Genomic DNA, 21627 nt, shown 5'->3' with positions numbered 1-21627 from the left:
GATTCGTTTACTGCGTTCTAATTTGCTATGTCGCTAATGGATTGAAATCGCGTGAGACTTTTTGTTCAACTGGGATGGTATTTCCGCCGTGAATGGAAGCGCTATCTGGGTGCTGTCATCCTGTTGATTGTGATAGCTATCCTGCAATTGCTGCCGCCCAGAATGGTTGGCGTTATCGTGGATGACGTCACACAGCATCGTATGACCACCGCGTCTGTGCTGTGGTGGATTAGCGGAATTTTGCTGATCGCTTTATTAACGTATCTGTTGCGTTATTTCTGGCGAATCTGGTTATTCGGCGCCGCTTACCAGTTGGCCGTCGAATTACGTGAAGACTTCTATCGTCAACTCAGTCGACAACATCCCGCTTTTTATCTCCGCCACCGTACCGGAGACCTGATTGCCCGTGCGACCAATGACGTGGATCGCGTGGTGTTCGCGGCCGGTGAAGGCGTGCTGACGCTGGTGGATTCACTGGTGATGGGGTGCGCGGTGCTGATAGTCATGAGCACTCAGCTCAGTTGGCAACTGACGCTGATGGCGCTGGCGCCGATGCCCGTGATGGCAATAGTCATCAAGCGCTATGGCACGCAGTTGCATCAGCGTTTCAAAGACGCTCAGGCCGCGTTTTCCTCGCTCAATGATCATGCGCAGGAGAGCCTTACCAGTATTCGTATGATTAAAGCATTCGGCCTGGAGGATCATCAGTCCGGCAGTTTTGCTCAGGTTGCCGCCGATGCCGGTCGGAAAAATATGCGAGTCGCGCGGGTAGACGCGCGTTTTGATCCGACTATTTATATCGCTGTCGCTTTTGCCAACCTGCTGGCGGTTGGCGGCGGGAGTTGGATGGTCATTAATGGGGCGCTGACGCTGGGGTCATTGACCAGTTTTGTGATGTATCTCGGGTTGATGATTTGGCCGATGCTGGCGCTGGCCTGGATGTTTAATATTGTTGAGCGGGGTAGCGCGGCTTATGCGCGTATCCGCCAATTATTGTCTGAAGCGCCGGTGGTTGTGGATGGTTCTCAGCCATTACCTGCAGACCCCGGAACGCTGGCGGTTCAGATCGCCGCTTTCCATTACCCTGGGCACTCGACATCAGCCATTAATGATGTCCGTTTTACGCTGCTCCCGGGTAAAACGTTAGGGCTGTGTGGCCCAACCGGTTCAGGAAAGAGCACGTTGCTGGCATTGTTGCTGCGCTATTTTGATGTTGAACAGGGGCAAATTGCCTATCATGGGCAACCGTTGCATGACATCCAGTTGGATGCGCTGCGTGGGCGGTTTGCCGTGGTTGGTCAGACGCCATTCCTGTTTTCGGACTCTGTCGCCAATAATATTGCATTAGGTCGGCCTGATGCTTCCCGGCAACAGATCGAAGAAGCGGCTCGATTGGCAAATGTCCATGATGACATTTTGCGTCTGCCTCAGGGATACCAGACTGAGGTGGGGGAGCGGGGGGTGATGCTGTCTGGAGGGCAAAAACAGCGCATCGCTATTGCCCGCGCGTTGCTGCTGGAGGCCGAGATACTGGTGCTGGATGATGCGCTGTCCGCGGTTGATGGACGCACGGAACACCAGATTTTGAGCAACCTGCGGCAGTGGGGACGGCAACGGACTCTGATTATCAGCGCGCATCGTTTGTCTGCGCTGGTGGATGCCGATGAAATTCTGGTACTGCAGCAAGGCCATGTGGCGCAACGTGGCGATCATGAGCAATTATCGCAGCAGCCTGGATGGTATCGCGATATGTATCGCTATCAACAACTGGAAGCCGCTCTGGATGATTCCCCCCGAGAGGAACAACCGAATGAATAATTCCCAGGCGTTATGGCCGACGCTGAAGCGGCTGTTGGCTTATGGATTGCCGTGGAAAAAAACGGTGGGAACCGGTGTGTTGCTGTTATGGATAGCGGCTGGCGCGGAAGTCGCAGGGCCGGTACTGGTGAGCTATTTCATCGACCACCTGGTAAGTAAAGGTGAGTTTCCGCTCATGATGGCAACCGTGCTGGCGGTGGGATATATTCTGCTGCAGGGGATGGCGGCGCTATTACATTATATTCAGGCGCTGATGTTCAATCGCGTTGCCGTGGGCGTCGTGCAGCAGTTGCGCACGGATGTGATGGATGCGGCTTTGCGCCAACCGTTGGCTGTGTTCGACACGCAACCCGTCGGGCAATTAATTTCCCGCGTAACCAATGATACGGAGGTCGTGCGGGATCTGTATGTGATGGTGGTAGGCAGTGTGTTGCGCAGCGCAGCTCTGATTGGAGCGATGCTGATAGCCATGTTTAGCCTGGACTGGCGTATGGCGCTGGTGGCTACGGCGATTTTTCCGGCTGTGGCGATGGTTATGGTGATTTATCAACGTTACAGCACGCCGATTGTCCGCCGGATGCGTAGCTACCTCGCGGATATCAATGATGGCTTCAACGAGTCGATTAGCGGCATGAGCGTCATCCAGCAGTTTCGCCAGCAGATGAGGTTTGGTAAGAAGCTGAGTGATGCCAGTTGGTCGCACTATGAGACAAGGATGCAGACGCTGAGGTTGGATGGGTTTCTGTTGCGTCCGTTACTGAGCCTGTTTTCGGCATTGGTGATGTGCGGCTTGTTGCTGCAATTTGGATTCAGTGCTGTCGGCTCTGTTGGGGTTGGTGTGTTGTATGCCTTTATCAACTATTTGGGGCGCTTGAACGAACCGCTGATTGAACTCACTACCCAGCAATCGATGCTGCAGCAAGCGGTTGTTGCCGGGGAGCGTATTTTTGAACTGATGGATGGTACTCGTCAGCGTTACGGCGACGATGTTCGTGCGTTGGAAAGCGGTCGTATCGATATCAGGCAGGTGACGTTTTCTTACCGTAAAGACAAGCCGGTATTGCATCATATTGAGTTGAATGTACCGGACCGGGGATTCGTCGCGTTGGTTGGGCACACCGGGAGCGGTAAAAGTACGCTGGCAAACCTGCTGATGGGGTATTACGTACCGGACAGCGGGGAGATCCGCCTGGATGGCCGACCTTTGCAAACCCTGTCGCATCAGGTGTTGCGTCAGCATGTGGCGATGGTACAGCAGGATCCGGTCGTTCTGGCTGATTCTATGTTTGCGAATGTCACGTTGGGGCGCGACATCAGTGAGGAAAAGGTCTGGCAGGCGTTGGAGGCAGTACAACTGGCACCGTTGGTGCGAGAAATGCCCGACGGGATTCATAGTCGTATTGGCGAACAGGGTAATAACCTGTCTGTCGGGCAAAAGCAATTGCTGGCGTTGGCCAGGGTGCTGGTGGCGACGCCCAGAATTCTGATTCTTGATGAGGCAACCGCCAATATCGATTCCGGCACCGAACAGGCCATTCAGCGCGCACTGCGGTTGGTACGCGCTCATACCACTCTGGTCGTGATTGCCCATCGATTGTCCACCATTGTTGAGGCTGACCATATTTTGGTGCTGCATCATGGCAGAACAGTAGAGCAGGGAACGCATGAACAGTTGCTGGCGAAGGAAGGACGATACTACCAAATGTATCAATTGCAGCAGGCGAGCAGCGCATTGACCTTTTCATCGTCGCATGATTCCGGTGAATTGATCTCTCAGACACCCTGATTGTCAGCACGGTGCAGCGTTTCGCACCATAATTTGGCAGAGCATTCCTCAGTGTGCAGTGATACGCACTGAAATTAGGCGTGGCGCACCATTTTTGTGCGTCACGTGCTCCTGTTTTTCCCATTCATTGACCATACTTCATTCAGTCATCTTCCTTTCCGTCGTTAAAGCGTCACGTTTCATCACTTTTATATCGGTATGTGATTTATGGCACATGATTTGCTTTAAGTGATGCGTGGACATATTGAGAGTGACGGGCACAGGCCTGAACTTACATGGTTAGGGGGATGATGATGAAACTGGTTACTGTGGTAATTAAGCCGTTCAAATTGGAAGACGTACGTGAAGCGCTGTCTTCTGTGGGCATCCAGGGGCTCACCGTCACTGAGGTGAAAGGGTTTGGGCGTCAGAAAGGACATGCAGAACTGTATCGCGGCGCAGAATACAGCGTTAACTTTTTACCGAAGGTGAAGATTGATATCGCGATCGCGGATGACCAATTAGATGAGGTGATCGACGTCATCAGCAAAGCTGCTTACACCGGTAAGATTGGCGACGGCAAAATTTTTGTCGCGGAGCTGCAGCGTGTCATCCGCATTCGCACCGGCGAAACTGACGAAGCCGCACTATAACAACTACCTGATTTAGCCTTATTAAATAGGGATGAATGAAAAAATGAAGAAATTTTCCTTGTCGTTAGGTTTAGGGGCGGCAACCATGCTTCCGGCATGGGTTATGGCGGATACGCCGGCACCTGCAGTGGATAAAGCGGATAATGCGTTCATGATGATTTGTACCGCTCTGGTGCTGTTCATGACCATTCCCGGCTTGGCATTGTTTTACGGCGGTCTGATTCGCAGCAAAAACGTGCTGTCTATGTTGACGCAGATAACGGTGGCGTTTGCGCTGGTTTGTATTCTGTGGGTTATTTATGGCTACAGCGTGGCGTTTAGCGCCGGTAGCCCATTTTTCGGCGGCCTGACCAACTTCATGTTGAATGGCATTGATATCAATTCAGTCAGCGGTACTTTCTACCAGTTTATTCATGTTGCTTATCAGGCATCTTTTGCCTGTATTACCGTAGGCCTGGTACTGGGTGCATTGGGTGAACGTATCCGTTTTTCTGCTGTGCTGATTTTCTCTGCACTGTGGTTCACCTTATCTTATCTGCCGATGACCCACATGGTATGGGGCGGCGGTTATCTGGCAGCCGATGGCGCGCTGGACTTCGCCGGCGGTACTGTGGTGCATATTAACGCAGCGGTAGCCGGTTTGGTGGGAGCGCTGTTGCTGGGTAAACGCGTTGGTTTTGGTAAGGAGGCTTTCAAGCCGCACAGCCTGCCGATGGTGTTCATCGGTACCGCTATTCTGTATATCGGTTGGTTCGGTTTTAACGCCGGCTCTGCCGCTGCCGCCAACAATATCGCCGGTCTGGCATTCCTGACCACGGTAGTGGCTACCGCTGCTGCGATTCTGGCGTGGGTCGTGGGTGAGTGGATTACTCGTGGTAAGCCATCACTGTTGGGTGCTTGTTCTGGTTGTATCGCAGGTCTGGTTGCTATTACGCCGGCTGCCGGTACCGTGGGTGTCGGTGGTGCCATGGTCATCGGTTTCGCTGGTGGGTTCGCCGGCTTGTGGGGCGTAACCGTTCTGAAAAAATGGCTGCGTGTCGACGATCCCTGCGATGTGTTTGGCGTACACGGTGTTTGCGGTATCGTAGGTTGCCTGCTGACAGGCGTGTTTACCGCTTCATCACTGGGTGGTATCGGTTATGCGCAAGGCGTGACAATGGCTCATCAGGTATGGGTGCAGTTGTTTAGCGTGATCGTCGCTATCATTTGGTCCGGTGTCGCTGCATTCATCTCCTTTAAAGTTGCGGATATCGCTGTCGGCCTGCGTGTACCGGAAGAGCAGGAACGCGAAGGTTTGGACGTCAACAGCCACGGCGAGAACGCATACAACCAGTAATCGCCTCTTGGTGATCGGCAATCTCGTCACCGTAATAAATAAAAACCACCTTGAGAAAGGTAATGCCAGTCAGTTAAGCCACTGACTGGCATTTTTTATGTGTAAGGGAGAGGCTATTGGCTGTGACGCCGGATTACACCTTCCTGCACACTGGAAGCGACCAGAATGCCGTCTCGGGTGTAAAACTGACCGCGAACAAATCCGCGGGCACCGGAAGCTGAGGGGCTTTCGACGGAGTAAAGCAACCAGTCATCCAGCCGGAACGGCCGGTGGAACCACATGGAGTGATCAATGGTTGCAACTTGCATACCACGTTCAAGAAACCCTACGCCATGAGGTTGCAGAGCCGTAAGCAGGAAGTTGCAATCGGAGGTATAACCGAGAAGATATTGGTGAGTACGCTCGTCATCCGGCATAGTGCCGTTGGCACGGCACCATACTTGCCTGACGGGAGGCGATGTTTCACCTTTCAATGGATTGTGAAATTTTACCGGCCGAATCTCAATTGGCCGATCGTTAGTAAAAACTTGTCGCATGGCGGGTGGAATCAGGTGTTCCATGCTACGGGCAATTTCCTGTTCCGACAGTAAATCGTCAGGTGGCGCGACTGATGGCATCTCATTTTGGTGTTCGAAGCCACTTTCGCGAGTCTGAAATGAGGCGGTCATGTAAAAAATCGAACGGCCATTTTGAATAGCGCTGACGCGTCTGGCACTAAAACTGTTACCGTCTCGTAGCGTTTCAACATCGTAAATAATGGGTTTCTGGCTATCGCCAGGAAGTAAGAAATAGCTGTGAAACGAGTGGATAGCGCGTTCCGGCGGTACAGTCTGCTTGGCGGCAGATAAGGCCTGACCCACCACCTGTCCACCAAATACCTGACGTAACCCCAGATCCTGACTTTGGCCGCGAAACAGACCCTCCTCCAGTTTTTCCAGATGTAGTAGGTCGAGAAGATGTTGTAATGCCTGACTCATAGTTCTGCCTTGGGAGAGTAATGTGATTACGCAAATAAATTCATCGTATAAATGAACCGGTTTTCCTTAAATCGTCCTGGCGGATCCTGGGTATTACTGGGGATGTTATAACTATCAGAATTTTCCACCATAATTATGATGCTGGTTGGTTCATACTTCTTAACAGATGCGGTTTAACTGATCGCATCCTGAATAAAATAATTAAGGAGGCTTAGCCTATGAGATTATGGCATATCTTTAGCGGTATTACGGTATCGATCGCGCTCTCTGGTTGCGTGAATAGCCATAGTGTTTCTTCTGAGTTAACTGCGCCGGCAACGGGGCAGGCTCAGACGCTTTCTCAACCCGTTAGCGGCATGCCTGCCGTGACTGGCACAGTCAATATTCGCCAAAAAATCGCACTACCACCAGATTCTGTACTGACGGTGACAGTGTCTGATGCGTCTATCCCGGATGCGCCATCAAAAGTGATTTCACAGCGGGTTATCCGTACTGAAGGCCAACAGGCGCCATTTCAGTTTTTACTACCCTACAATCCAGCGGATATTCGGCCTGATGCGCGCATTCTGCTCAGTGCCGCCATCGCCATTAATAACCGTGTGACGTTGATTACTGAACGTGTGATGCCGGTAGTCAGCAATGGGGTCAATAGCGCCGACCTGACCCTGGTACCGGTTCCTGCCGTCCCGGTGCCGACAAAACCTGCCGGTTTTTTGACGCCGGGCGCATCTGCTGCATCTGATGAGGCTTCAGGTTCGTCGGTGCAATTGTATTAACGCCATTCTTGCTGGCGGGTATATGCCTTGCTAAACGCCTTGCATGTATCGCCAGCGGAATTTCTCCAGATTGATCTTCCCCTCTGAATTCACGATGACGCCTTCGGATTGAAGGGCTGCTTTTTGCCGCTGAAAATCTGGGCCAGTCAATGAAATCTCGCCTTTACGATTGATGACCCGATGCCAGGGCAACTGGCTGCCGGTAGGTAATCTTCGTAATATACCGCCTACCTGTCGTGCCGCACGCGCGGAGCCGGCAAGGTATGCGACATCACCGTAGGTAACGACACAGCCGTAAGGAATGGCGGCGATCACATGGATAACGTGTTGGCGAAAATTATCGGTTTCAGTATTCATAGGGTTCAATGGCTATGGATGGAGTTTTAATGGTTGCTAACCGGCAGGCGTGTAAATGCAGTATTTAGTATAAAAGCGGATGCTGAGTAAGAAAACAGCGGTCAGGCGGTGTTAACTTGCAATTGTTTAGTCCATCACCGATAATGCCCACCGCCCTACAATAGTGGGGCTGTCAATGGAGGCCCCGTTGGTTCTCCCGCAACACTAACCTGTGGACCCGGTCAGGTCCGGAAGGAAGCAGCCGCAGCAGGCGACGTGTGTGCCGGGATGTAGCTGGCGGGGCCTCCACCATTTTGTCCTTCTTAATCCGCTGTAATCCCTTCTCAATATTTCACCCCGAACATTGATTAATAAAAAATAGAACGGCTCATCTTCACAGTGAAACTAACGAAAAATTTATAATAAGGCGGTTAAATTTAATTGAGAGGGGAGGGTTGGTCTGGATAAAAAGAACATTAAATCATGAAATACATCTTTTGTTACAAAGTGGTGAGGCTTTCATTTAGCTAAAAAACAAAGGCCGACAAACATATCGGCACAGTGTATTTATGTACGTACGAGCTTGCAGTTTCAGCGGGTTACCGAACGTATTTCCACACAGCAGTCGGCACTTTGTCGTAGAGCTTATTCATTGTCAATTCAGCCAGACGATGGTCTGCCGCTGAATAGAACATTTCAAGTTCGTCGTTAGAAAGCTCGTACTTGTTTTTTTCTATAACACGCTCAAGCGTATCGATGGTCGTACATTTACGCAAACGCATTAAATAGTCGATTTTTTTCATAGTGACCTTGTTAATTTTCCTGGATTTAAATTAAGTTTGAGACAAATTATTGCTTAAGTTTTAACTACCGTACAGTTGCTCTTTTCTGAGAACATTCTGAATAATTGTGATTTGGATTTTTTCCATTTCTGCAACTCAGCATCGTTTATACCGTAGTTGCTGAAAAGAATATAAGTATCGTCCAGATATTTTTCAACCCGTTCACATAGCGCCGCTTCATGCGGATATTTTATTTTGTAGGTAACAACAAATGCCGCAATGTGCTCGATAAGTTCGTTTAACTGAAGATTGACCGCAGAGGTCGGATCATTCACCCAACCATGACTGCTGTCACCTAATGTCGCGATACTTTCGTCGTGCAGATTTTCACACAAGAATCTGAGTTGGGCAATATCATAATGTTGGGGTGTGTACTCATCCATTTCTATCCCTCCGTAAGCTACGATTCAGTGTCACTTAGGGCCACCACGTTGCCAGACAGGTGGTGTGATGAAGTGCAGAAGATAGAATGCCCCTCAGTATGCCTCAATGTCCCTTAATCTTAAGACGAACAGGGGTAACACGGTGAATGCCAAAGAATGATGCAACGTCACTGTCAACAATCATTCTGAATTCATTATAGCAAAAAAGCTAACGTTTACGGTGTGGTCGAACCATTTTTATGGCTATGGCTGTCATCGGTATGAACTTCTTCCGGTGAGCTCTGATATATTTATCGGCCACTAGTATGAGTATATTTAATTTTTTTCGACGTTAGCAAGAATCACTGTGTTAATTAATTTTTCTGGCTTGTCTTTATTTGTAAAGATTTTGACAGTGTAAAAAAAATTTATTTTATCTTTTTGTTTTTAAAAGAAAATGGATAAGTGGTCTGATGTGATGGAAGGCACAACAATCGCACCTTCCGATCAATTTTGAGCTAATAATAATTAGCGTTTTTTCTTTTTCCTGCCCTGTACCGCGTTGAAACGTGGGTTAGTTTTACAGATGACATAGACGCGTCCGCGTCGTTTTACGACGATGCAGTCTTTGTGACGCGTTTTGGCGCTGCGAAGAGAACTTAATACCTGCATGGATGATTTCCCTCATTATGATTTCAGAAAACGGCCGAAACGCTGCTGGAAGCGCGCTGCGCTACCCTCTTTGGCGTATTCTTTTTGCTTGCCGGTGTAATAAGGGTGTGAGGCGGAAGAAACGTCGATAGTGACGTAAGGGTAAACTTCGCCTTCATATTCATAAGTACGATCGGTTTTGATGGTAGAGCCGATTTTATAAAACACATCCTCACTGGTATCGTGGAACAGCACAGCGCGGTAATTAGGATGGATTCCTGCTTTCATGATAACTCCATAAGTTATGTTATAACATAACTATATTGTGCGCTTTTTTAGCGTGATGATCAACGCTATGGTCTGCAGGGAGATTGAGAAGCGGAAATCGTATCGGGTTTGTCGCTCGAAAAAACAAAAGGCCGCAAAGCGGCCTTTTGATAAGGGATATCACACGTTAGTGACTGGTCTGGGTGTGCTCGTGGGGCTCGCTCGCTTCTTTTTTCTTACCGAAGCGACGGCGTACCACCACAAAGAACACCGGCACGAAATAAATGGCCAATACTGTCGCGGTGATCATCCCACCCATTACGCCGGTACCCACTGCGTTCTGTGCGCCTGAGCCTGCGCCGGTGCTGAACACCAGCGGAACCACGCCCAGAATGAACGCCAGTGATGTCATCAGAATGGGACGCAGACGCATACGTACAGCATCCAGCGTCGCTTCCACCAGGCCTTTTCCTTCTTTCTCCATAAGATCCTTGGCGAACTCGACGATCAGAATAGCGTTCTTGGCGGACAAGCCAATGGTTGTCAGCAGGCCGACCTTAAAGTAGACATCGTTTTCCAGCCCACGTAAGCCTGCCGCTACCACCGCACCAAACACACCGAGCGGCACAACCAGCATTACGGAGAAGGGGATTGACCAGCTTTCATACAGTGCAGCCAGACACAGGAATACGACGACAGCGGAGATGATGATCAGAGCCGGGGCCTGGTTACCTGCCAGTCGTTCCTGATAAGACATGCCGGTCCAGTCGAATCCGATCCCCGGTGGTAATTGCGCCGCCAATTCTTCCATCAGTGCCATCGCTTCCCCGGTACTCTTACCAGAGGCCGCTTCACCCACCAACTCAACTGCCGGCAGGCCGTTGTAACGTTCCAGACGTGGCGAGCCGTATTCCCAGTGCGCGGAGGCAAAAGCGGAGAAAGGAACCATTTGACCGGAAGTGCCGCGGACATACCACTTTTGGATATCGTTAGGCAGCATGCGGAATTTGGCTTCTGCCTGAACGTACACCTTTTTCACCCTACCGCGGTCAATAAAGTCATTAACGTAGGTGCCCCCGAGAGCGGTGGACAAGGTAGAGTTGATGGTGGCAATGGATACACCAAGCGATTCGGCTTTTTCCTGATCGATCTCCAGCCGGTATTCCGGCATATCTTCCATCCCGTTGGGACGAACACGCACCAGCGTATCTGGATGTTGAGCGATCATGCCCAGCAATTGGTTACGGGCAGCCATCAGTTTATCGTGGCCGAGGTTGTTCTGATCGATCAGTTCAAAGTCAAAACCGCTGGCGGTACCCAGTTCAATGATAGCCGGTAGGTTAAACGGGATAACCATCGCTTCTTTGATTTGTGAGAAGGCGCCAAAAGCACGACCGATGATTGCATCAACTTTGTTGGCCGCTCCAGAACGTTCATCCCAATCTTTCAGGCTGGCGAAAGCGATACCCATATTCTGACCGCGGCCGGCAAAACCGAAGCCGTTAACGGTAAAGACGGATTTTACGTTGTCTTTTTCGCTGTTCAGATAGTAGTCATTCACCTGATCCAGCACTTTCTGCGTACTTTCCTGAGTGGCGCCTACCGGCAACTGTACCATCGTCAGCAATACGCCCTGATCTTCCTGCGGCAGGAAAGAACTGGGGATGCGGGTAAATAGCAGACCTAAACCAGCCACAATAATCAGGTACAAAAAGACATAGCGGCCAGTGCTGCGCAGGATATTGGCGACACTGTTGGTGTAGTGATGGGTACTCTTGTCAAAAAGACGGTTGAACCAACCAAAGAAGCCTTTTTTCTCGCCGTGGTTGGCGAGGGGTTTCAGGATGGTTGCACACAGTGCTGGTGTCAGGATCATTGCAACCAGTACCGACAACACCATGGCGGAGACGATGGTAATCGAGAACTGGCGATAGATAGCCCCGGTTGAGCCCCCTGAAAACGCCATAGGTATGAATACGGCAGACAACACCAGTGCAATACCAACCAGCGCACCCTGAATTTGTCCCATCGATTTGCGCGTGGCTTCTTTGGGCGAGAGCCCCTCTTCCGCCATGACACGTTCTACGTTCTCCACGACGACGATGGCGTCATCCACCAATAGGCCGATCGCGAGCACCATGGCGAACATCGTCAAGGTGTTAATCGAATAGCCGAAGGCGGAGAGAATAGCGAATGTTCCCAACAACACTACCGGTACGGCGATGGTGGGAATCAATGTCGCGCGGAAGTTCTGCAGGAACAGATACATCACCACGAACACCAGCACGATGGCTTCAAGCAGGGTTTTCACCACTTCGTAAATAGAAATTTGTACGAACGGCGTGGTGTCATACGGATAAACCACTTTCAGACCAGCAGGGAAAGTCGACTGCAACTTAACGATTTCTGCTTTTACCGCCGACGCTGTATCCAGCGCATTGGCACCAGTGGCAAGTTTAATCCCCAGCCCCGCGGCAGGACGGCCATTAAAACGAGCCACAACGCTGTAGCTTTCGCCGCCAAGCTCAATGCGGGCAACGTTATTCAGGCGGACCTGCGAACCATCCTGATTGACTTTCAGCAGGATTTTGCCGAACTGCTCCGGTGAATTCAGTCGGGTTTGCGCGATAATCGATGCATTCAGTTTCTGGCCTGGAACTGGCGGCGTACCGCCTAACTGACCGGCGGCGATCTGGTTATTCTGCACCTGAATCGCGGAAACTACATCGCTGGTCGTGAGTTGGTAATTGTTCAGTTTGTCCGGATCCAACCAGATACGCATCGCGTACTGGGCACCAAACAACTGAGTGTCACCCACACCGCGTACACGACTGATTGGGTCTTTGATGCTGGCGCCGACAAAATCGGAGATATCCTGCTGGGTCATGTTGTCGTCATCACTGACAAAACCCAATACCATCAGGAAGCTACTGCTGGATTTTTGCACGCTAACGCCTTGCTGCTGTACTTCTTGCGGCAGTAACGGCATCGCCAGTTGCAGTTTGTTCTGTACCTGTACCTGGGCGATGTCCGGGTTGGCGTCGGCATCAAATGTCAGCGTGATCTGAACGGTACCGGACGAGTCACTGTTAGAAGACATATACAGTAATTTGTCGATCCCGTTCATGTTCTGCTCAATCACCTGCGTGACGGTATCCTGCAGGGTTTTCGCATCCGCCCCCGGGTAGTTTGCAGTGATCTGCACCGCAGGTGGAGCAATAGTCGGGTACTGTGCAATAGGCAACTTCAGGATTGCCAGTGTCCCGGTGAGCATCACCATAATGGCGATGACCCAGGCAAAAATCGGGCGATCTATGAAAAACTTGGCCATGGATTACCGGCTCCTGTTAAGACTTAGCGGGTTGAGACTGCGGTTGCTGCTGCGCATTACCTGCGGTCACTTCCTGCGCTTTTACCTGCATACCCGGTCTGATTTTCTGCAGGCCTGTCACGATGATGCGATCACCAGACTTGACGCCTGAGGTTACCAGCCATTTATCGCCGAGAGCCTGGCTGGTGGTCACCGGATGGACTTCCACTTTGTCACCCTCGCCAACCACCATTACGGTGGCATCGCCACGCGGTGTGCGAATTACGCCCTGTTGCGGTACCAGGATCGCATTCGGATTTACGCCGGAATCCATTTGCGCGCGAACGAACATCCCCGGCAACAGATTGTGATCCGGATTGGGGAATATGGCGCGCAACGTAATGGACCCGGTGGTCTCGTCAACCGTAACGTCAGAGAATTCCAACGAGCCGGTTTGGTTGTAGCGCGTGCCGTTGTCCAACGTTAACTGAACATTGGCTTTGCCGTTGGTCTGTTGCAGGGTGCCGCTTTCCAGTTCCTTTTTCAGACGCAGGAAATCGTTAGTGGACTGCGTGACATCGACATAGATTGGGTCTAACTGCTGGATTGTCGTCAGTGCCGTCGCCTGCGCATTCGATACCAGAGCGCCTTCCGTTACGGTGGATTTTCCTACCCGACCGGTAATCGGAGCCGTGACGCGAGTGTAATTCAGGTTGATTTGGGCGCTGTCCAGACTGGCTTTGGCGGCGGCAACCGCTGCTTCAGTCTGACGCGCCGTGGCTACGGCCTGATCGTAGTCCTGCTTGCTGACATAGTTAGTGCCTAACAGTGGTTTATAGCGGTTCACGGTCAGTTGTGCGATTTCAGCATTGGCCTGAGCCTGCGCCAGCGCAGCCTTGGCATTGTTGTACTGAGCCTGATAAGTGGCCGGGTCTATCTGGTACAACGAGGTGCCGACTTTAACGTCGCCGCCTTCTACAAAGTTACGCTTCAGAATAATACCATTCACCTGAGGGCGTACTTCGGCGATGCGATAGGCGCTTGTGCGTCCCGGTAGTTCAGTGATGATATTCAGAGTTTGTGATTTTATGGTAACGATGCCGACTTCGGGTGCGCCTCCCTGATGGGCTGCACCCTGAGACGACTGGTTGTCACATCCCGCGAGTACGAGGCCGCCAGAAAGCATCAGCATTGTCACCAGAGGCGTAAGCCTTCTGTTTTTATTCATAGATAAACCCCAAGTATCCGATTTTTAATTGACCAATGGATCACAAGCTTTTAAACCCATTGCTGCGATAAATTTAGGTTCGTGCTATGTTACATACATACGTGAATGTATGTAAATCTCGCTTCTCCTGAAAGTCAGCGCTATGGCACGAAAAACCAAACAACAGGCACATGAGACCAAACTTCAGATTATGGACGCAGCGATGCGTTTGTTTTCTGAACATGGCGTTTCTTCAACTTCATTGTCCGATATTGCGACTGCCGCTGGCGTGACTCGTGGTGCTATTTACTGGCACTTTAAAAACAAAGCTGAACTGTTTGATGAGATATGGACGCGATCAGAAGCCAAAATATCTGATTTCGAAACTGAGTATCAGGCAAAATTTCCTGATGATCCACTGCATGTGCTCAGAGAGTTGCTGATTTATATGCTGAGATTGACCGAATCCGATGCCGAATGGCGCTCAATGATGGAGATCATCTTCCATAAATGTGAGTTTGTCGGCGAGTTGCTGCCGACATTCAATGCCCGCCAAGACCTGCATTTCGACTGTTACGTTAAAATAGAGATCTCTTTGATGAACTGCATCCGGCAGGGGATGCTACCGTCAAACATTAATCCCCGACGTGCGGCGGTGGCAATGCGTGCTTACCTTTCGGGTATTATGGAAAACTGGCTGTTTTTGCCGGAAAGCTTTGATCTGAAAAGTGAAGCGCCGTATCTGATTGACGGGCTGATCGACATGTTGCGTACCAGCCCGGCTTTACGCCTGGCGGTGAATTCAGTGGCTTGAGCGCTGCCACCGCTATCCGCGTTGTCATTGCTATACCGATGCCGGTAGGCTTATCCGCGCGACGGAAATGACGACCAGAAATCCAGCCTGACATACCTCGCATCCCGGTAGACGTGGTAGACTGCGCTATCTCTATAAAACCGATGATGCATCATGAACTGCCGTTTTGCCCTTTCTGATTTATTTGCCGTTCTTTTCCGTTTATTTCTTTATACCCGTTTCTTGATGGAACACGGCATTCGCCGCAGCTTGCCGTGCGTCTGGATAGTGGCGATCGTCATGACGCCGTTGTGGCCCGCGTTTGCCGCAGGCAATGATGCGCCGACCCGTGCTGAGATCCAGAATCGCCTTGATACGCTCAATAAGCAAAAGAGCCTGACCTCGGTGGATAAACTCACCCAGCAGGACTTAACCCAGACGCTGGATGTTCTGGATTCCGTTGATCGCGTGCGGCAGGAAACCAGTCAATTGAAGCAGCAGGCGGCACAAGCCCCCGCAAAACTCAAGCAGGTAAATGAAGACCTGGTGTCGCTGGGCGGCGCGGTGCCGGTGTCTCAGCAATCGCTGGAATCGTTGTCGCTCAAGCAGTTGGAAGCGCGCCTGAGTCAAACACTGGATGATTTGCAGTCTGCACAGGAAAATTTATCCACCTACAATAGCCAGCTGATTTCGCTGCAAACCCAGCCGGAGCGGGTGCAAAGCGCATTATACGCAGCGTCGCAGCGCAGCCAGCAGTTACGTACTCAGCTCAGTGGGCTTGACCCGTCACAGGAGCCGCTGCGGCCGAGCCAGCAGATTTTGCTGCAGGCGGAGCAGACGCTGGTCGGTTTGCAGATGGAGCAGCAGCGTAAAAGTTTGGAAGTGAATACCACCATGCAGGATCTGCTGCAAAAACAGCGGGATTACACCGCCGCTCAGATCGGTCAACTGGAACATATGGTACAGACGCTGCAAGGGTTTATTAACAATAAACGCCTTAATTTGTCGGAAAAAACCGCCAAGGAAGCGCAGAATTCGGATGAGTTACAACGTATTCAGGAAAACCCGCTGGTGAAGGCGGAAATGGAGACGAATCGTCAACTCAGCCAGCGGCTGATCAAAGCGACCGAAGCGGGCAATACGCTGGTTCAGGAGAGTATTCAGGTTAAAAACTGGTTGGATCGGGCCACACAGTCGGAACGTAACCTGAAAGAACAAGTTACGGTACTAAAAGGCAGTTTGTTACTGTCGCGTATTCTGTATCAGCAACAGCAAAATCTGCCGTCAGCCGATGCGATGAGCGATATCAGTACCCAGATAGCCGATCTGCGTCTGGAGCAGTTTGATATAAACCAGCAACGCGATGTGCTGTTCCGTGGCGATGAATATATCCAGCAATTGGTTCAGCATAGCAACGCTACCGTCGATGCCGAGGTGACGGATGCGTTGGGACAGATTCTGGACATGCGTCGCGAATTGCTCGATCAACTCAATAAGCAACTCGGCAATCAACTGATGCTGGCGATTAATCTGCAAATCAGCCGCCAGCAGTTGGTGAGTGTTAATAATTCGCTGCAACGTACCCTGACTCAGCAAATTTTCTGGGTCAGCAGTAATAAACCCATGGATTGGAGCTGGATTAAAGATCTGCCGTCGGCGCTGAAACAGCAGGTAAAAAACCTGCGTTTCAATCTTAAAGGGGTGCAGTTACGTCAGGCGTTGATGGATTCACTGCTGTTGGTTATCCCGGCATTGGTGTTGGTCGGTCTGCTTTGGTGGCGACGCAAAAGTATTGATGCCTATATGGGGAAACTGGCGGGTGATGTGGGGCAACTGAAGCGCGACAGCCAGCTACATACGCCAAAAGCCATTTTGTTGTTGATTCTGCGCACCTTGCCGGGGGTGTTGGTCATCCTCTCGCTGGGGGTATGGCTGAAACGAACCGATAGCCAGATGAGTGGCTTCGCCTGGCTGCTGAGCGAGCATCTGGCACTGTTCTGGATGGTCTTCGCCACAGCCTGGTTCAGCCTTAAGCCGGGTAGCCTGAGCGAGCGGCACTTCAATATTCCGGCTTCCCGTTGTGCGCATTACCGGCGTCAGACGGTGCGACTCGGCGGCGCGTTGCTGCCGTTGATGTTCTGGTCGGTGGTAGGAGAGAAAGCGCCGCTATACTTGGTGGATGACGTCATTGGGCAGATGATCGTCGTCTGTAACCTGCTGTTGTTGACCATTTTAGTCTTTCCGGTATGCCGTGATTGCTGGCGGGAAAAAGAGCGCCATACCGTGCAACTGATTGTGGTGACGATGATGGCGGCCATGCCGCTGTTTCTCATCGGACTGATGCTGAACGGGTTTTTCTATACCACGCTGCGGCTGGCAAGTCGTTGGGTTGACAGCCTTTACCTGTTGATCGTCTGGAATATCGTTTATTTCGCCACGATTCGTGGTTTAAGCGTTGCCGCTCGTCGTCTGGCATATCGTCGCGCCGTGGCGCGCCGTCAGAATCTGGTCAAGGAAGGCGCTGAAGGGAGCGAACCCGTTCCGGAAGCGCCGCTGGCGTTGGAGCAGATCAGCCAGCAATCTCTACGCCTGACCACGATGGTGTTGTTTCTGGCATTTTCCGGTGCGTTTTACTGGATCTGGACTGATCTGGTGACCGTCTTCTCTTATTTGGACAGTATAACCCTATGGCATTACAGCACGGCGAATGCCAGCGGCACGGTATTGCAACCGGTCACGCTCGGTAACTTGTTGGTCGCGCTGGTGATTGGCGGCGTGGCGTATGTGATGACCCGTAACCTGCCGGGCTTGCTGGAAGTGCTGGTGCTCTCGCGTTTGCAACTGCGGCAGGGAACGTCTTATGCCATCACTACGGTGCTGACCTATTTGATTACCGCTGTCGGTGCGGTGACGTCGCTCGGCTCGCTGGGGGTATCCTGGGACAAGCTGCAATGGCTGGTGGCGGCACTATCCGTAGGTCTGGGGTTTGGTTTACAGGAGATTTTCGCCAACTTTGTGTCGGGCCTGATTATCCTGTTCGAACGACCGGTGCGCATCGGCGATACCATTACCATCGGTACGTTTTCTGGTTCAGTCAGCAAGATCCGTATTCGCGCCACCACGATTACCGATTTTGACCGCAAGGAAGTGATCATTCCCAACAAGGCGTTTGTGACTGAACGACTGATCAACTGGTCGTTGTCGGATACCATCACACGCGTGCTGATCCGTATCGGTGTCGCTTACGGTTCCGATCTGGATAAAGTGAAAGAGATTTTGCTGCAGGCGGCGCGTGATAACCCGCGAGTAATGACGGATCCGGAACCGCAGGTCTTTTTCCTGTCGTTTGGTGCGAGTGCGCTGGAACATGAGCTGCGTTTGTATGTGCGCGAACTGCGTGACCGTAGTTATACCGTGGATGAATTGAACCGGACTATCGACAGGCTGTGTCGCGAAAATAATATCGATATTGCTTTCAATCAGTTGGAAGTTTACCTGCATAACACGCAGGGCAAAGAAGTACAGGAAATCTCCCGTGCGTTGACCCCGCCGCTCAATGAGGGGGAGGCCCGATAATTAACGTCGTGGTGTAGCAGGAGAGATGTCGGTCATGGGTGTGTCGCCGGAGGGAAACCCGCTCCGGCGTCAGGCCGACGTGGTGTGTTGGGCGTGTGCATCGGCCTTTAGCTGGTAGTCCCGACGTACGATTTCCAGCGCCGCCAGTACGACTTCCGGTGCTATCTGGTTCTCTTCCAGCAGCATGATGAGATCGACCGCCAGTTTGACGTCCGGCGTTTCATTTTCCAGCGGCATGATTTTCTATCTCGCTCCGATCCTGTGCTGTTTTTTCTAAAACATAGCAGAAAAAATAGTGAACGAGGGACATCAAGGTCAATATCCCTGTTCCTGACGTTCAATTTGCCGCTCCAGTTTCGTCAGTGCCTGACGGCAACGTGCCAGGCGGCCTTCCAGCGCCGCCAGCTCGCGTTGCAGACGTTGTTGTTCGCTGAGCTGGCTTTGCGTTGTCAGCAGGCTTTCCCTGTCCTGAATCATGGCCAACAGCCGACGCTCATAGCCCTGATATTCCGCCAGTTTCTGGTATCGATCCTGAGGTGCCGGCGTTGCAGGCTCCTGTGCCCGCAACGGTTGAGTCGCCAGTTCCCGCTGTAGCGCCGTCATTTGCGTCAGCAATCTCTCCGCCATGAACGCCACCCGATCCAGACGTTGTTCCTGCACATATTGCTGCAGGTACTGGTAGTTATGACGAATCTCGTCGAGATAATCGCCCAGCCGGGTGCCATAACAGCTAAACAACTGGCGATCAAAACGTGATCGGGGTGCTTGTCGTGCTGCGACCGGTTCGATCTCTCGTGCCAGCGTATCAATCTGGCGCGCCAACGCCGCCAGCAGTGCCTGTGTGTCCATGGCGTGTCCTCCGTCGGTCGACCGCGGTATCCGTAAGTCGCGGCTGGTGGAATCTCGGGCCGGGTCAGTGCGTACTGAGCGCCGGTTTGCCGCTGTGGAATTTGAAATCGTTGTCCGGGCTGGTAATCAGTTGCGCTTCCGTGTGCGCAAAGAATGCAATGCGTGCGGTGATGTCTTTACCGGCAATCTGTTCCGCCAGCGCCAGATAATCCTGATAGTGGCGTGCTTCAGAGCGTAACAGTGATATATAGAACTTGCGCAGATCCTCTTCCAGGTGGGGAGCCAGCCTGGCGAAACGCTCGCAGGAACGTGCTTCGATAAAGGCGCCGATGATGAGTTTGTCCACCAGCGCATCCGGCTCATGCGTTTTCATGTGCTGCGTCATACCCCGGGCGTAACGGCTGGCCGGGATGTTCTCATAAGCAATGCCTTTGTGCTCCATAATCTCCAGCACTTGATAGAAATGGTGCAGCTCTTCACGGATCAGCAGCACCATCTTGTCGATCATGTCCTGACTGTAATGGCAGCCGGAACGTGCGGTGATCTGCCGGGAAATCAGTCCGTTTGCCGTCAGCGTTTGCCTATCCCCGATGCCCCGATAAGCAAAATTTTCATACGGTGCAATCCAGTCCTGCAACTGATGTCGGATGTCCTGATCCACCGCATAACGCCGGAGCAGAAACAAGGCGCTCTGGGCGGCTTTCAGTTCGCACAGTAGATGATCGCGCAGCAACGTAGGCAGGTTTTCCGGTTTACGTGCTTCGGCGATCCACTCGTCCGGCGTTGTGGCGTGAAGAAAAGCGTGAATCGGGTCGAGGATGGAATTTTCAAACATGTACGGCGATGTGTTGAGTTAACGTGACGTTATGATACAACGATTCCTGTGGATTGCGATTGGCACAACCGCAGCCCGGCTGGAGAACCTCCGGGAATAAATCAGTGTGGGAATAATCGGAGGTGAGATGTATCGAGTCGTGCTGATAATCATAGGGTGGCTGGCGGTGGTACTGGCGGCGCTAGGCGTAGTCTTGCCGTTACTGCCGACTACGCCGTTTTTATTGCTGGCCGCTTGGTGCTTTGCCCGATCATCGCCGCGTTTTCACTACTGGTTGTTGTATCGTTCCTGGTTCGGCGGGTATTTGCGCCATTGGCAACAACACCGGGCTTTGCCGCCGGGCGTCAAAACCAAAGCGGTGCTGGTGATTATCGCAACTTTTGCGGTGTCGCTATGGCTGGTGGAGATCAATTGGGTCAGGGGATTGCTGCTGGTGATTTTGGCGGCGTTGCTGACGTTTATGCTGCGTTTACCGGTTATTGATCCCAAGCAATAGCCTGCGATAAAAATGCGCAGATCGACGTAGGCCGGTTGCATTTGCCAATCAGTTTGACTAGATTTGAGCGTTTTCGTGCGCGAGCCGCTGCCGTATTTTATCGTTAATGCCCCTGGGCGACAGGGTGAAAAAGCGTGGCGGTGTTCAGTGAATATAAGGTTTTATCAGGCACAACATTATGACCGCAACTCAGCAGCCAGAATTGATTAAAAACAGTATCAAGAGTATTCCGGATTATCCGAAGCCGGGCATACTGTTTCGTGATGTGACCAGCCTGCTGGAGGATCCGCAGGCCTATTCGGCGAGCATCGCTATGCTGGTTAAACGCTATCAGGGCACCGGCATTACCAAAGTCGTCGGTACCGAAGCGCGTGGTTTCCTGTTCGGCGCACCGGTGGCGCTGGCGTTGGGCGTCGGGTTTGTTCCGGTGCGTAAGCCGGGTAAACTGCCGCGCGCGACGTTGAGCGAAAGCTACGAACTGGAGTACGGCAGCGATACGCTGGAGATTCACGCCGACTCCATTTCCGCCGCCGACCATGTACTGGTGGTAGACGATCTGTTGGCGACGGGCGGCACGATTGAAGCCACCGTTAAGCTGATTCGCCGCCTTGGCGGTCAGGTCTCTGACGCCGCTTTCATCATCAATCTCTTCGACCTGGGTGGACAGCAGCGCCTTGAAAACATGGGCATCACCTGCTACAGCCTGGTCGATTTCCCCGGCCATTGATGATGGCAGTCTCGCCGATGGCGGCGAGACTGTGTTAGCATCACCTCCTCA

20 protein-coding genes and 1 other RNA gene are annotated in these 21627 nt (G+C 51.9%); 10 read left to right on the top strand and 11 right to left on the bottom strand.

Annotation, left to right across the window (positions count from 1 at the left end; all coding sequences use genetic code 11):
* The first annotated feature begins 51 nt into the window (after window positions 1-51).
* From DCH402_RS15200 to amtB, 4 genes are all read left to right on the top strand, one after another.
* The gene (locus tag DCH402_RS15200) at window positions 52-1818 is read left to right on the top strand and encodes a SmdA family multidrug ABC transporter permease/ATP-binding protein (RefSeq protein ID WP_040002041.1); all 1767 of its coding nucleotides are present in this window, start codon (window positions 52-54) and stop codon (window positions 1816-1818) included.
* Entirely contained in the window at window positions 1811-3604 is a 1794-nt protein-coding gene (locus tag DCH402_RS15195; protein ID WP_040002040.1) for a SmdB family multidrug efflux ABC transporter permease/ATP-binding protein, read from the top strand. The genes DCH402_RS15200 and DCH402_RS15195 overlap by 8 nt, the downstream gene beginning before the upstream one ends.
* A 293-nt stretch (window positions 3605-3897) precedes the next feature.
* On the top strand, window positions 3898-4236 hold the full coding sequence (glnK, locus tag DCH402_RS15190; protein WP_002208627.1) for a P-II family nitrogen regulator: 339 nt from the start codon (window positions 3898-3900) through the stop codon (window positions 4234-4236).
* Window positions 4237-4279: 43 nt separating this feature from the next.
* The gene (gene amtB / locus DCH402_RS15185; RefSeq protein WP_040002038.1) at window positions 4280-5572 is read left to right on the top strand and encodes an ammonium transporter AmtB; all 1293 of its coding nucleotides are present in this window, start codon (window positions 4280-4282) and stop codon (window positions 5570-5572) included.
* A 113-nt stretch (window positions 5573-5685) separates the two neighbouring features.
* Here amtB and tesB read toward each other — a convergent pair whose 3' ends face one another.
* The gene (gene tesB / locus DCH402_RS15180) at window positions 5686-6549 is read right to left on the bottom strand and encodes an acyl-CoA thioesterase II (protein ID WP_040002036.1); all 864 of its coding nucleotides are present in this window, start codon (window positions 6547-6549) and stop codon (window positions 5686-5688) included.
* Between the two features lie 218 nt (window positions 6550-6767).
* Here tesB and DCH402_RS15175 point away from each other — a divergent pair, with 218 nt between their 5' ends.
* The gene (locus tag DCH402_RS15175; protein ID WP_040002034.1) at window positions 6768-7325 is read left to right on the top strand and encodes a YbaY family lipoprotein; all 558 of its coding nucleotides are present in this window, start codon (window positions 6768-6770) and stop codon (window positions 7323-7325) included.
* A gap of 30 nt (window positions 7326-7355) precedes the next feature.
* On the opposite strand, the gene DCH402_RS15170 is transcribed toward DCH402_RS15175, so the two are convergent.
* Window positions 7356-7682 carry an MGMT family protein gene (locus DCH402_RS15170; RefSeq protein WP_040002033.1) on the bottom strand — a complete coding sequence of 109 codons (327 nt, stop codon included), beginning with the start codon at window positions 7680-7682 and terminating at the stop codon, window positions 7356-7358.
* Window positions 7683-7867: 185 nt separating this feature from the next.
* On the opposite strand from DCH402_RS15170, the gene ffs reads away from it, so the two are divergent.
* Window positions 7868-7964: signal recognition particle sRNA small type (gene ffs / locus DCH402_RS21575), an RNA gene on the top strand.
* Between the two features lie 296 nt (window positions 7965-8260).
* Here the strand turns inward: ffs and DCH402_RS15165 are convergent.
* From DCH402_RS15165 to DCH402_RS15145, 6 genes are all read right to left on the bottom strand, one after another.
* Window positions 8261-8464: an HHA domain-containing protein gene (locus DCH402_RS15165; protein WP_009114000.1), complete on the bottom strand. Its 204-nt coding sequence runs from the start codon at window positions 8462-8464 to the stop codon at window positions 8261-8263.
* Between the two features lie 53 nt (window positions 8465-8517).
* A complete protein-coding gene (gene tomB, locus DCH402_RS15160) occupies window positions 8518-8886 on the bottom strand; it encodes an Hha toxicity modulator TomB (protein WP_027712818.1) in 369 nt (122 codons plus the stop codon).
* Window positions 8887-9393: 507 nt separating this feature from the next.
* Window positions 9394-9537: a type B 50S ribosomal protein L36 gene (gene ykgO / locus DCH402_RS21570; protein ID WP_012770724.1), complete on the bottom strand. Its 144-nt coding sequence runs from the start codon at window positions 9535-9537 to the stop codon at window positions 9394-9396.
* 15 nt (window positions 9538-9552) lie between these two features.
* Entirely contained in the window at window positions 9553-9804 is a 252-nt protein-coding gene (locus DCH402_RS15155; RefSeq protein ID WP_040002030.1) for a type B 50S ribosomal protein L31, read from the bottom strand.
* 166 nt (window positions 9805-9970) lie between these two features.
* Window positions 9971-13114 (bottom strand): efflux RND transporter permease subunit, encoded by a 3144-nt coding sequence (locus DCH402_RS15150; RefSeq protein WP_040002029.1) that lies wholly within the window; start codon window positions 13112-13114, stop codon window positions 9971-9973.
* 16 nt (window positions 13115-13130) lie between these two features.
* On the bottom strand, window positions 13131-14321 hold the full coding sequence (locus DCH402_RS15145) for an efflux RND transporter periplasmic adaptor subunit (RefSeq protein WP_040002028.1): 1191 nt from the start codon (window positions 14319-14321) through the stop codon (window positions 13131-13133).
* A 142-nt stretch (window positions 14322-14463) separates the two neighbouring features.
* Here DCH402_RS15145 and acrR point away from each other — a divergent pair, with 142 nt between their 5' ends.
* Window positions 14464-15114 carry a multidrug efflux transporter transcriptional repressor AcrR gene (gene acrR, locus DCH402_RS15140; protein ID WP_040002027.1) on the top strand — a complete coding sequence of 217 codons (651 nt, stop codon included), beginning with the start codon at window positions 14464-14466 and terminating at the stop codon, window positions 15112-15114.
* Window positions 15115-15267: 153 nt separating this feature from the next.
* Window positions 15268-18669, top strand: a complete 3402-nt coding sequence (mscK, locus tag DCH402_RS15135; RefSeq protein WP_081642172.1) for a mechanosensitive channel MscK — start codon at window positions 15268-15270, stop codon at window positions 18667-18669.
* A gap of 69 nt (window positions 18670-18738) precedes the next feature.
* Here the strand turns inward: mscK and rsmS are convergent, their stop codons facing one another.
* The 3 genes from rsmS to miaE form a co-directional block, all read right to left on the bottom strand.
* Window positions 18739-18906 carry a pleiotropic regulatory protein RsmS gene (gene rsmS / locus DCH402_RS21565; protein WP_012770718.1) on the bottom strand — a complete coding sequence of 56 codons (168 nt, stop codon included), beginning with the start codon at window positions 18904-18906 and terminating at the stop codon, window positions 18739-18741.
* Window positions 18907-18984: 78 nt separating this feature from the next.
* Window positions 18985-19518: a primosomal replication protein PriC gene (gene priC / locus DCH402_RS15130; RefSeq protein WP_040002025.1), complete on the bottom strand. Its 534-nt coding sequence runs from the start codon at window positions 19516-19518 to the stop codon at window positions 18985-18987.
* Between the two features lie 64 nt (window positions 19519-19582).
* Complete coding sequence (gene miaE / locus DCH402_RS15125; protein WP_040002024.1) at window positions 19583-20353, bottom strand: tRNA isopentenyl-2-thiomethyl-A-37 hydroxylase MiaE; 771 nt, start codon at window positions 20351-20353, stop codon at window positions 19583-19585.
* A gap of 127 nt (window positions 20354-20480) precedes the next feature.
* On the opposite strand from miaE, the gene DCH402_RS15120 reads away from it, so the two are divergent.
* Together DCH402_RS15120 and apt are read left to right on the top strand one after the other, a co-directional pair.
* Window positions 20481-20849: a DUF454 family protein gene (locus DCH402_RS15120; protein ID WP_027712810.1), complete on the top strand. Its 369-nt coding sequence runs from the start codon at window positions 20481-20483 to the stop codon at window positions 20847-20849.
* Window positions 20850-21027: 178 nt separating this feature from the next.
* On the top strand, window positions 21028-21576 hold the full coding sequence (apt, locus tag DCH402_RS15115) for an adenine phosphoribosyltransferase (RefSeq protein WP_040002022.1): 549 nt from the start codon (window positions 21028-21030) through the stop codon (window positions 21574-21576).
* Window positions 21577-21627 lie beyond the last annotated feature (51 nt).

Source organism: Dickeya chrysanthemi NCPPB 402, assembly GCF_000406105.1.
Classification (GTDB): domain Bacteria; phylum Pseudomonadota; class Gammaproteobacteria; order Enterobacterales; family Enterobacteriaceae; genus Dickeya; species Dickeya chrysanthemi.
This window is presented reverse-complemented; position numbering and strand designations above follow the sequence as displayed.